Consider the following 11796-nt stretch of genomic DNA (forward strand, 5'->3'; position numbering starts at 1 on the left):
GCTGGGAACGGTCCCACATGTCACCCATGTTACAAGTCAATCATCAAGGCGGTGTCATAAGCATGTTAATCTTCTGTAAAGGGGGTGTAATTTCCCATTTCACCCCAATCTTCCCTCTGATACAATGGGAAAAGATGTAAAGCTAATACAGGAAACATGCGGAGGAAATAATCATGAGGAATCGTTATGCGGCTCTGTTCTGGCTATGTCTTATCCCCTTTTTGTTAACGGCTTGTACGCAGCACTACAAGTCCGATTACATTCGAAAATTTGATTCATATCTTGATTATTCGTTAGGCGAGTATGAGGTCGTCGAAAAGGAAAAGATCCAGTGGAGAGCAGACCCTCTGCCTACAAAAGGAACCGGATACTGGTGGCTGCTCACGTTCAAGGATGATCGGAGCATTGAAAGAGAGTTCGAATTCAGGAATTACGGATATTCGAGCGGGGGGGATGCGGCCAACTTCGGTTACGCAGTCATGGATTATGCTGTCGACCTAGGTCAAGAGCAGATTGTCTCGGATGTGTTGCTTGCCCATTTTCAACCCGAGGAAATAGGATGGGATGCCTACCAAACAAATTCATCACATCTATCTGCCGTCGTACATCAAGAGCATATTCCGAGAGATAGCGAATATTATGCCAGCTTTGTCGATGCTAAAAAGGGGCTGCAGTTGAAGTCCATTCGCCCTGAGCAGCTCGTTAATGATTGGGGCGTTCTCTACAAATTTGAATTTTTCACCTCCATCGAAAATGAAGAGAAAATGAAACAACTTATAGCGAAGGCCGAAGCCGTATTAAGAGACTATGCCCAATACGTAGATAACTACGATCTCCTTCCGGTGGAGCTAAGCGGCGAAGAGACAGGCGATGGCTACTATGGGACCTATGATCGGGAGACGGATTCTTTTACCTGGATCACCATGGCTGAATACCTGGAATCGTTACGATACATCGATGGCCATTTGAAGGAAGTCGGAAAAGTGATCGTCAATGGCAAGGAATATCTCGTGAGGGAAAATTACAAGGACGAGGACATCTATGTCTTTGCCAACAATATAAGTTACTCCGCGGACACCGGGCAGTATCATATTGATCATTTCGAGGACATTCTGACTTTGCTTGGTTATGAGGTATCTTTTCTCGGCAAGGGAACTTATGAGTGGAAGTCGGGAGCGGATACATACCGTGTTCAAAAATATGGAGACTGGACGCTCAAAAAGAACGGAGGGGATAACCTTCTGCAGTACTCTGCCCATAAAAGCGGCGGCCTGTCCCAGTCTGACCTTGAAATGGTGAGCAATGCCGCCGTGCATATGGATGAAGAGCAAGAGGCGCTTATCGTTACAGGGAATTGATCGCGGGCCTATCCAATCTTTTGATCGGCATAGCAAACCTTAATTTCAATGAAAGACTGGAGATTAGGGAGTAGACTCACGATAAAAAAAGGGGCCGTAGAATCGGCCCCTAAGGGACCTTGTCTACAGCCGCTCCAGAAAGGAAACCGCCATGGAGGCGATCCGCGCATGGCCCTGCAGGTTAGGATGAAGACCATCCTCCGTGAAGGCCGGAAGCGTCAGTCTGTTCAGTCCGCTCTCCGCGTACAAATCCAGCACCGGCAACGCATAGCTGCGGCCCAAGCGGCGTACCGCCTCCGCATAGTCGTCCAGACGATGGCCCAGACCATTGGGACGATCGACGTCATATCCATCCTTATCTCGCTGCAGCGGGGTCCACAAATTCAGGCGGCAGGCGGGATTCTGAGACAGAATATGCTCGATCAGCGTCCTGTAGGCTCCGGTAAAGGTTAGCGAGCCGGGGTCCTTAGCATCCCATTCCCCGAGCGGCTTATCCAGGCGGTAGTCATTCGTGCCGGCAAAAATCGTAATGCAGTCCAGCACGTCATGAATGCCGCGCCCGATATTCACCGTAGCCCCATCGTCCGTGGGGCCGCCTGCGGTCATCGGACATCCTCCCCGGCCGTAATTGCGCACTGCACTAAAGCCCAGCGCAGCACTGACCAGCGGCTGATAGCCGTTCGCCGCAGTAATGCTGTCGCCCAGGGTCCCCCAGCTTCGTCCCTGCCATTTCATCGCATCTTCTCCTCCGCGGCGGCATCCGTGCCGGAGCTTGCTTCGTTATGGGCTTCGCCAAGCCAGGCGCCCTGTTCAACCAGGATGCTCTGCAGCTCCGCTACTGAAATGCTCCGCGAATCGGCGCCCGGAGAGCGAAGGGCCAATGCCGCGGCTGTACCCGCAGCCTGACCCATGGCGAAGCAGTTCGGCATGACCCGGAGCGAGCCTTGCACTGCGCGGTCCGAGGAAGCGGCTCTTCCAGGCACCCACAGGTTATCGATGCCAAGCGGAAGCAGAACACAGTAAGGCACGCCGTGAGACTCTCCCGGTTTCAAATGCGTGAAGGTCATATTGCTCTTGCTGGTAGCCAGGTGGATATCGATATAATAGGCGTTTCGGGCAATATCATCAGGGAACGAGCGGGCGTTCACAAAATCCTCGACCGTCAGCACATAGTCTCCCTGAATGCGCCGGGTCTCCCGAATTCCAAGCTGCTCGCCGCTTGCCACAAGATGAGCCCGCTCAAATCCCGGTACCGACCGCCGGAAGAACTCCAGCTGCCGCTGGATCAGCCTGCGCCCTTCGATCGCGCCGTGCGTCAAATCCTCGGCCCGGGTGCCGTCGACGCCGAATACATGGCCGAAATTGACGCCGACCAATTCGTCGTCAATCCAGGCAAACCCCGATACGGAAGCACGGCCCTCGGGCAGCAGGCCCTCGGCAATTCCCTGTTTCACCGTCTTATGCAGCTGCCCGGTATCCCCCGACTCCTCTAAGTACCGGAGAAATTTCGGCCGGTTCACCTTGGACAGCAAATAGCACATGCTTCCCGGTTGAAGCTCGCCGGCATCTCCGCCTTTCTGAAATGGAACTCCCGCCATCGCGGCTACGTCGGCATCTCCCGTGGCATCGATAACGTATTTGCACCGCACCAGCGAACGGCCCGATTTATTGACGATGACAACTCCCTCGATACGCCGTCCATCCTCAGACCGCAGCACATCATAGATAAAGGTATGGAAGAGCGGCTTCACCCCCGCCTCCAGAACGGCGTCGTCATAGACCCGTTTCAGCACCTCGGGATCGATAGGAACCCAATCCAGCGTCTGCTCATATTCCTTGCGGAAATCCTCGCTGCATGACTGCTTCATCCGTTCCATCAGCCGGAGACCGATGCCGCGAATGATCGGCTTTTCCTTATCCGTAAACGGGCAGAAGGCAGGGACAAGCGCTACGGTCCCCATCCCGCCCAGGAACCCTCTCTGTTCGATCAACAACGTGCTCGCCCCGTTCGATGCTGCGCTAATGGCAGCTCCGATACCGGACGGGCCTCCGCCGACGACAACGACATCCACATCATACGAGACCGGGATACGCGATTCCGGCAGCATTACTTCTCCAATACTCATATCCGACTCCTCCTGTCTATTTCCCGTTATTCTCCAGACAAAGTCTAACCAAATCATCTACATGGGCCGTTGCCAGGCACTCCCACGTGTCTGCGGCGCCGTAATAAATTTTGACTTCCCCCGAAGCCTCCAGAATCATTCCGCCCGGAAAAATCACATTATTGCGGAAGCCGCCGGTAGTCTCATAAGATGCCTCCGGGGCGATGAGCGGCGAATGGGACATACCGACGATTTTGCCGGGATCCTCCAGATCCAGCAGCATAATGCCTGCGGTATAGCGCTTCTTCCAGTTCTCCTCCCACCCGTTCTTGCCGCGGGAAGGATCCAGGTCCACGGCGTGGAAGGTGGTTAGCCAGCCTTTGTCCGTCTTGACGGGCGGCGCCCCTGGCCCTACCTTGTCATTGGCAAAAGGAACCTGCTCCACGCCCAGCACCAATCGGGATCCTCCCCAGTATTTCAGGTCCGGCGAATCGCTCATCCACATGTCGAAGCGGTCTCGCCCGCCCCGGCTGTACACCGGGAAGGGGCGCTCCAGGCGAACGTAGCTGCCGCCGATTTTCTCCGGAAACAGAACCATATTGCGGTTATCCGGAACCGAGAGGCTGAGAACATCGAATTTGCGGAAATCCTCAGTCGCGGCAATACCGCCTCGAAGCCCATGCTTCGTATCGACGGCAAAGCACATATGGCATTTCCCATCGATGACGGTCAACCTGGGGTCATATACCCGGGTCACTTCCTCGTCATGCCAGCTCCAGCAAGGCTCCGGCTGGACTTCCCAGCGGATGCCGTCATCGCTGAAGGCGAGTCCCAGATTGGTCGTGCTGTGCGGCTCGATCGTGCCCTTCTCTTCATTTCCATAGTCATTTCGGAATACCATGACATATTTGCCTTCATATTTTGTCACGCCTGCATTAAATACCATGGCCGGGCCATAAGGCACATCCTTCGGCCCCAGGATCGGATTGGCCGGATGCCGGACAATGACGGGACTGGATGCCAGTGATCCGATAATCGGTTCATTCATAAAGCTTCTACTTCCTCTCTGTAGGTTGCTGTACATACAGGGTAACGTATATACCTTCTCCACGTAACCTTTTTATTCAACGTAATGATCAGCCCTTGATGGAGCCCGCCGTGACCTGCATGAATGATTTGTTCGCAAGCAGATAAACCAGCAGCATCGGCAGCATCGACAAGCAGGCGCCGGCCATCATCAGATTCGTCTGCATGGCTGCCGACGAGCCGTACCTCAGATTGGCCAATCCCACGGTCAGCGTCTGCAGATGAGGATCGGTCAAGGTGAACACCAGGGGCAGGATATATTCATTCCAGGCATGCCGGAAAGCGAACAGCCCCGATACCCCGAGCCCCGGCGCAAGCAGGGGAATAATGATCCGGAAGAAGGTGCGGATAAAGCCCGAGCCGTCCATCATCGCCGCTTCGTCAAGCTCGCGGGGGATCGATTTGTAGAATCCCGACAGAATGAAAAAGGTGCTGGCATGCCCGCTGATCAGGATCAGGATGACGCCCCATAGCGATGAATTCAGACCCAGCAAGACCATCAGGTCAAATTGAGGTCTCAGCACGATGGCTCCCATCGATATGAACATCATTGAAGCCTGGAGCCCGACGAAGAGAGCCTTTCCGGGAAAGCTTCTCCGGTCAACCACATACGCAGCCATAGCTGCTACTAGAAGCGTGCCGACGGTCGAGGTGACGCTCATAAACAAGCTGTTCCAGGTGTAACGGGCGAAATTGCTTTGCTGCCAGGCCTCCGCATAGTTTGCGAACTGCCACTTCGAAGGAATCAGGTTCCCGCCGCTCATCAGTTCCGCATTGGTCATCATGGATCCGGTAAATGTCATTAAAAGCGGGAACAAGGTAAACACGACGACCGCGAGCAGGAATGCCCACATGATCACTCTTCCGGCAAACCTCCCCGGACGGAGCTTATCGCGAGGGCCATGCACCGGCTGTCTGACTGTAGGTACTGCTTCATTCTTCATCGCTGCATGCCTCCTAATACACCTTATTCATTTTTTTGCTCATATAATGATAAATCAAAGTTATTCCTCCAACGATTAGAGCCGTGACAAAGCCTACGGCGCTTCCGTAACCGAATTGCTGCTCCACCGGCGTGCCTGAGGTTGCCATCGGGAACAGAAGCTTGTAAAGATACAGGTACATGACCTCCGTCTTGCCGATCGGGCCGCCCTCCGTCATAACCATGATGCTTTCATAGCCCTTCAATGCCGCAATGATCGCCAGCATGATGATCACCTGCATCACCGGACCCAGCATGGGCAGCGTAATATAACGGAAGCGGCTTACGGGTCCTGCGCCGTCGATCGAAGCACTCTCGTATAGGTCCTTCGGGATGCTCTGCAGTCCGGCCAGGAAGAGCAGCATGTAATTGCCGATAGCCCCCCAGGTTGCAACCAGAATCACGGTGAGCATCGCATGCTTGGGACCAAGCCACTCGAACGGCTGTCCGATGATGTGATACTTCATCAGCAGTTGATTGACCATCCCATTGTAGGAATTAAAAATAAGGTAGAACACCACCGAAATCACAGCCGTACTGATGACGGTCGGCATGAAGAAGACGGCGCGCAGCAGATTTCGGCCGCGCAGCTTGCCGTTCAGGATCACCGCCAACAGGAGCGATAAAGGTACGGTGAGCACAAGCTTGCCTCCCGCAAAGATGAAGGTATTCTTTACGGACGCCCAAAAGGCCTGATCCCTGAACAATCTGGCGAAGTTATCGAGACCTACGAAGACCTCCTGCCCGTAACCCGGATAATCGTAAAACATGTAACGCAGTACCCATACTAGCGGGTACACACCTAGCGCCAAGGTCAATATGACGCTTGGGAGCAGTAGCAGGGAATTCTCCTGCAGCCGTTTCCACTGTGACATCTCCCCATCCCCCGTTCTTGAATAACAAAAGGCTTTCGTTCATTCAACGAAAGCCCTGTTGTATTCCTGTATTATTTGGCTTTCAGCTGCGACGGGTCAAAGGATGGATCCGGGCTGACCTTCACGTCGCCCTTCTCTACAGCCTTGGACAGTGCGTCATTGTAGCGCGCATTCAGATCAGATACCACTGCCTGAAGATCTCCGCCGTCCAGTATATATTTGAAGAATGCATCGCCATAGTTGGCTCCTTCAGGCGTAATGTTCGGCGTTACCGGCCAGAGCGAATCATGCTCGCCTACCAGGAAGCCTTCCATGCCGGGAGTATCCGGGTTTTTAGCCTTTTCCGCAATGGAAGGAACAATCGAAATTCCAAAGCCCTTCTCATGGTAAGCCGTCAGGACGTCATCAGCATACATGTACTCCATGAATTTCCATGCTGCGTCTTTATTGGCCGACTTATCATTGATGCCGATCCAGGTTCCGGCAGACACGATTTCGGATGTACCGACCTGCTTGCCCTCCAGCGTTGGCGCCAGAGCTCCGGCCCAGTTGATGGTCGTAGGGAATTGATCCTTGTATACCCCTGGCTCCGTCGAGAAGGAGAGATACATACCGATCTTGCCTGCGGCAAATTGAGCGCGCAGCGGGTCGATATCGAGCGTTTCCGCCCCTGGAAGGATGCTGCCATCCTCATGCATTTGCTTGAAGTATTCGATCACCTGGCTATACGGACCGAAGTCAAACTGTCCTGTCTTCAGATCAAAGCCCAGGCCTTGATAACCGCTGAGCGACAAAATTTCGCGGACCGAGCGCTCGAAGGCACTTTTCGGATTTTTGAAGTTGAGCGCAAACCCGTAAATGCCTTCCTTCTTGCCGTAATCCGTAATCTTTTTGGCGGCGTCCACCATGTCCTGCAAGGAGGCCGGAGGCCCTGAAATGCCCGCCTTTTCAAACAAGTCTTGATTGTACACCAGGCGAAGCGTCAGGCCGGAGTTGGGAAGGCTGTACACTTTGCCGTCGAAGCGGTTAACGCCATCCATCAGCAAGCCGTCAAACTTGGATTTCATTTCATCCGTTAAATAGCTGTCCAACGGGGCCAAGTAACCCTTTTTCATAAACATTTCCGTGTTGGCGCTCTTGAGTCTGAGAATATCCGGCGCTTTATTGCTGGCGAAGGCAATATCGACGCTCTGGTTATAGTTTTCCGACAAGACGGTTAGCTCGACGGAAATATGATCCTGATTGGTCGAGTTGAAGTTTTCGATCAATTCCTTAATATACTCCTGGTCATGACGATCGTCCGTCCAATAAGTAAGAACCTTCTTCTCACCCGGTTGCTCGGCTCCTTGTGTCTGCTGCTCATTTCCTGTTGCCGGCTTGTTATTGGCGGCCTTGTCCGTGTTTCCGCCGCCAGTTCCGCCGCCGCAGGCTGCCGTACTAAGAGCCAGAACGGCCACCAATCCCAGTCCAAGCACTTTTTTAAAGTTCATATTCATTCCCCCTTCTTTCTTGGCGAAATCTGCTGTTTACGAATTCATTATAAGCCGGCGAAAAAAAAGGAGAGTGCGGCAATTTCACTCTCCAGGGTGGTAATTCTACTGTCCTGATTCGGGGGACACGGCTGACTTCGACTCATAGCTTTCGCGGAATTCCGACGGCGTCTTTCCCGTAAGCTTCTTGAAGGTTTCGCTGAAATACCGCCGGTCCTCGTAGCCCACGGCTAACGCCGCGTCTTGCACGGACATGCCGTCAAGGATCAGCTTCTTGGCCTTGTTGATCCGCTCGCCCGCTAGATATTGGGTCAACGTCATGCCGGTCACCCGTTTGAACAGGCTCGAGTAATAGCTCGGACTCAAGTGCACGTAAGCGGCGCATTCGCTGACAGACAGACTCCGGTCAAGCCGGCTCGTGATGAACTTCAGCGATTTATATATCATTTCCTCTCCCTCCGACAACGAATGGCTCTTGACCAGTTCTGCTCCGCCTTTGCACAGCTTCAGGATTTGTTGCTCCAGAACAGCAAGCTTCGTCCCCGCCATAGTCCGCTCCGCCTTGAACCGGTCTACCAACGGCTGAACCTCCTGCTGCGGCACCAGCTCATACAGCATTCTTATGATGGATGCAACGAGTTCCTCGTACAGACTGAGCGAATAATCCGGGTTCGGCTGGGGGACGACGCTTTGCAGCTTCCCGGACATCTCGGACAAGAGCGATGCCGCCAGTTCCCCGTTGCCTGAACGCAGGACCAACAGCAGCTCCTTCTGATGCTCCAGCAGAATCGGCTCCTGCCGGTCTGTCTTGGGAAGGTTGCCGTAGCCGATGGCTCCATTGCCATCGGTGAATAGATGATAGGCCAGCGCAGTCTCTGCCTGGCGATAGGCATCGGGGAGCTGATGCACCTCATCGACCTCTTCTCCGATGCCTACGGATACCGTAAATTTGGTGAAGCGCTCGATGTTCTGGCAGCAGCGCTCTCCGATCTCCTCCGCCGTAAACAGTGTTGAAGCGTTGAGCACGGCGGCAAACCGCTGATCGCCGTCCCGGAACACCATGCACTTCGAATGCTTGCTGATCGTCTCCTCTACAATATTTTGCAGCGAGAACCGGATCAACTCCACCTCGTGAATCGGCAGATCGGAGATGCTCTTCTCAAAATCGTCGATTTTGAACAGCATGACCGTGAATCCGCACGAAGCGAGCTCGATCTTCAGAAACTCCCAGCGTTTGGCAGCCTGACTCCAGCTTGTCCGATGATGGATCAGCAGGGAGAAGTATTCCTGCCGAAGCAGCGGCATGCTTTCTCGCAGCTTTCGCTCCATCTCCTTCTGGTTCAAGTACTCCGAGCGCTCTGTCAGGACTTGCTCCTTCGCCCGAAGAACCGCTTGGGTAATCTCCGTCTCCGAGAAGGGCTTCAATATGAAATCGAAGGCTCCCAGCTTGACGGCCTTCTGCGCATAATCAAAGTCCGAATAACCGGTCATCAGAATCACCTTGCAAGCCAGCTGCAGCTCCTGGAGCGACTGCATCATCATCAGGCCATCCATCCGGGGCATTCGAATGTCGGTAAGGACAATATCCGGCTTGCTGCATTTAATAAGCTCCAGGCCCTCCGCCCCGTTCGACGACGCGCCTGCCAGCGTGATGCCGCAGGCGTCCCAATCGATTGCCGTCAAGCCGTCAACCACACTTTTGATATCATCAATAATGACCAAATTGATCCGTTGTTCAAAATTCATCGGGATTCTCTCCTTTCCACGGGAACACGATGTTAACCGCGGTGCCTTCACCCGGCTTGCTGACAACCTCAAGGCGAGCCTCTGCTCCGTAGCCGAGGCTTAGCCGGCTAATCAGATTGCCGATCGCATATCCCTGGTCCATACTTTGGCTGCACAGCTGCCTGACTGTGTCTTCCTCCATGCCGCACCCGTTGTCGCTGACCCGAAGGCTCCAGGTGCAGGAAAGGGGATCGGCCTCTGCTTCAATCCAGATTCGGCCGCCGGATTCCATGCTTTCGAATCCGTGAAGAATGCTGTTCTCCACAAGCGGTTGCAGCAATATGCGCGGCACCGGCTGCTGGAGAAGTCCGGGTTCGGCAATCCGGAGCTCATATTCAAACAGGTTCTCATAACAGCTGCTCTGCAATTTCAAATACTGGACGACATGCTGAATTTCCTTCTCCAGCGTCGTCATTTCCTGCCCCTTATTCAGGCCGAGCTGAAACAGTCTCGACAACGACATCACCATCTCCTGGGATTCCTCCACCCGCTTCAGATTCAGCTTCCAATAGATCGTATTCAAGGTGTTATAGAGGAAATGGGGATCCATCTGGGCGGACAACGATTTGATCTCGGCCGATCGCTTGCTGGCTTCCGCCAGCTTCACCTCCTCGATCAGAAGAACGATTTGGTCGAGCATCCGGTTGAACCGAAAGCCGACCTGGGCCAGCTCGTCCTCATTCCGGCTGTGGAACCGGGCGGACAGATCATTGATCTCCACCCTTTTCATCACCAGCAGAAGCCCCTGCAAGGGGATAAGCAAATAGCGGGTAAACCATCCCGAGATGATCAGGGTCACGATAAAGCTGATCGCCGTTATGAGCAGAATGGTCCATTTAACACTTCTTAGTTCTCTGAGTACGTTGGCCTTCGATTGAATGGCGACTACCGTCCAGTCATTAATCTGCAGCCCCGCATAATTGAGCAGGTAATCGTTCCCGCCTAGCTTGAAGGTCGTATATCCCGAGGGCTCGCTTTCCAGCAGACTGGATGTCAGGCCCGTTGCCGCCGTTTGCTGAATGAGCGGGTTCGCTTCGTCATACACCAGACTCTCGTCCGCATTCAGAAGAAAGCGAAGGGAACCGCCCTCTGCGGTCGGACCGACCACCTTTCGCAGACCATTTTCCCGAATATTGACGACGACATAGACATCACGGACCGGATACTCCGCAATCGGCTGGAGGACCAATGAAATCACGCGCTGACTCCCCGAAAATATCGGATCCTCATGCCCTTCGATCCAAATATTTCGTTTCTCCTTGATAATCTGCTGGTAGAGCTGCGTCTCCGTAAACACGGTCGAGTGGTTCCGGTTCATGGGGAGGGGGTAAAACTCCCCGATCGGGGTGGAAATGTAAATGGACTGAATTAAGGGCTCCGCAATGCGTGCCTGAGAAAATACGTTGTCCATATTCGTCATATGTGTAAAGTAGGCCTGATCATTCCCCGTGGAGGCATCCTTGAGCATGCTTTGAAACGAATCGCTGATCATAAAGGTCATCATGACCAGCATCAGCTGATTCAGTCTTTCATCTACAATCTGCGCAGATTTTACGACCGTATCCTGCGTCAGCTTCAACGCCTTGTCCTCCAGAATGCCCGCGGTTGTCCTGTACGAGAAGAGGCCGGTTATCAGGATCGACACCACGGACACCATAAGAAAGGTTATCTTCAGCTTGCTTCGAAAAGAGAGCCTATGCATGCTTAACACGGAGTTCACCTTCACTTTGTATAAATAATATCTTTCTATGATACCTTCTCTCTTCTGTAAGTGAAAGCGTTTTCTCCACTTATATAGCATACAGGACATGATCGTCTGCAAAATAGTTTATTTTTGAAATAGTGTTGTTTTCGGGAAGTTCGTAAATCTGTGCTTGCAGGAAAAATTGGTGTTTATCGGAATTGTCGTTATAACGTGGGATTGATAAGGTATCGGCAGATATAACGGGACATTAAAGCGAATGCCGGTCTCGATGAAAGGGGGACGCGCAGGGGGGCAGCTTGAGCTGTCTTTTTTAATCCCTGGACGAGAAAGCGCTCTCAAAAGCCCTTTAAGTCCAGATTAACAGAGGGGGCATGCGAATGGTTAACCAAGTGCGAAGCTTTGCAAAGAGG

The 11796-nt window shown here is 53.2% G+C and carries 9 protein-coding genes; 1 reads left to right on the forward strand and 8 read right to left on the reverse strand.

What is annotated here, in order from left to right; all coding sequences use genetic code 11:
- The first annotated feature begins 173 nt into the window (after nucleotides 1-173).
- The gene (locus KI362_RS05535; RefSeq protein ID WP_301625506.1) at nucleotides 174-1358 is read left to right on the forward strand and encodes a hypothetical protein; all 1185 of its coding nucleotides are present in this window, start codon (nucleotides 174-176) and stop codon (nucleotides 1356-1358) included.
- 123 nt (nucleotides 1359-1481) lie between these two features.
- Here KI362_RS05535 and KI362_RS05540 read toward each other — a convergent pair whose 3' ends face one another.
- The 8 genes from KI362_RS05540 to KI362_RS05575 all read right to left on the reverse strand — a co-directional run bounded on the left by KI362_RS05540 (nucleotide 1482) and on the right by KI362_RS05575 (nucleotide 11326).
- Nucleotides 1482-2093 (reverse strand): SGNH/GDSL hydrolase family protein, encoded by a 612-nt coding sequence (locus KI362_RS05540; protein WP_301625507.1) that lies wholly within the window; start codon nucleotides 2091-2093, stop codon nucleotides 1482-1484.
- A complete protein-coding gene (locus tag KI362_RS05545) occupies nucleotides 2090-3484 on the reverse strand; it encodes an FAD-dependent oxidoreductase (RefSeq protein ID WP_301625509.1) in 1395 nt (464 codons plus the stop codon). Before KI362_RS05545 ends, KI362_RS05540 begins: the two co-directional genes overlap by 4 nt.
- Before the next feature lie 16 nt (nucleotides 3485-3500).
- Nucleotides 3501-4511: a glycoside hydrolase family 130 protein gene (locus KI362_RS05550; protein ID WP_301625510.1), complete on the reverse strand. Its 1011-nt coding sequence runs from the start codon at nucleotides 4509-4511 to the stop codon at nucleotides 3501-3503.
- Between the two features lie 88 nt (nucleotides 4512-4599).
- Nucleotides 4600-5493 (reverse strand): carbohydrate ABC transporter permease, encoded by an 894-nt coding sequence (locus KI362_RS05555; RefSeq protein ID WP_374705623.1) that lies wholly within the window; start codon nucleotides 5491-5493, stop codon nucleotides 4600-4602.
- A 13-nt stretch (nucleotides 5494-5506) separates the two neighbouring features.
- The gene (locus tag KI362_RS05560; protein WP_044480575.1) at nucleotides 5507-6406 is read right to left on the reverse strand and encodes a carbohydrate ABC transporter permease; all 900 of its coding nucleotides are present in this window, start codon (nucleotides 6404-6406) and stop codon (nucleotides 5507-5509) included.
- 71 nt (nucleotides 6407-6477) lie between these two features.
- Nucleotides 6478-7896, reverse strand: a complete 1419-nt coding sequence (locus tag KI362_RS05565) for an ABC transporter substrate-binding protein (RefSeq protein WP_301625513.1) — start codon at nucleotides 7894-7896, stop codon at nucleotides 6478-6480.
- A gap of 105 nt (nucleotides 7897-8001) precedes the next feature.
- On the reverse strand, nucleotides 8002-9642 hold the full coding sequence (locus tag KI362_RS05570; RefSeq protein WP_301625515.1) for a response regulator: 1641 nt from the start codon (nucleotides 9640-9642) through the stop codon (nucleotides 8002-8004).
- Nucleotides 9632-11326, reverse strand: coding sequence for a sensor histidine kinase (locus KI362_RS05575; protein ID WP_301625517.1), 1695 nt, complete (start codon nucleotides 11324-11326; stop codon nucleotides 9632-9634). The genes KI362_RS05570 and KI362_RS05575 overlap by 11 nt, the downstream gene beginning before the upstream one ends.
- Between the last annotated feature and the right edge of the window lie 470 nt (nucleotides 11327-11796).

It is taken from the genome of Paenibacillus apis (genome assembly GCF_018333295.1).
Taxonomy (GTDB): domain Bacteria; phylum Bacillota; class Bacilli; order Paenibacillales; family Paenibacillaceae; genus Fontibacillus; species Fontibacillus antibioticophila.

Coding starts and splice junctions, on each gene's coding strand:
- KI362_RS05535 (WP_301625506.1), top strand. CDS start 174: ATGAGGAATCGTTATGCGGCTCTGTTCTGGCTATGTCTTATCCCCTTT.
- KI362_RS05540 (WP_301625507.1), bottom strand. CDS start 2,093: ATGAAATGGCAGGGACGAAGCTGGGGGACCCTGGGCGACAGCATTACT.
- KI362_RS05545 (WP_301625509.1), bottom strand. CDS start 3,484: ATGAGTATTGGAGAAGTAATGCTGCCGGAATCGCGTATCCCGGTCTCG.
- KI362_RS05550 (WP_301625510.1), bottom strand. CDS start 4,511: ATGAATGAACCGATTATCGGATCACTGGCATCCAGTCCCGTCATTGTC.
- KI362_RS05555 (WP_374705623.1), bottom strand. CDS start 5,493: ATGAAGAATGAAGCAGTACCTACAGTCAGACAGCCGGTGCATGGCCCT.
- KI362_RS05560 (WP_044480575.1), bottom strand. CDS start 6,406: ATGTCACAGTGGAAACGGCTGCAGGAGAATTCCCTGCTACTGCTCCCA.
- KI362_RS05565 (WP_301625513.1), bottom strand. CDS start 7,896: ATGAACTTTAAAAAAGTGCTTGGACTGGGATTGGTGGCCGTTCTGGCT.
- KI362_RS05570 (WP_301625515.1), bottom strand. CDS start 9,642: ATGAATTTTGAACAACGGATCAATTTGGTCATTATTGATGATATCAAA.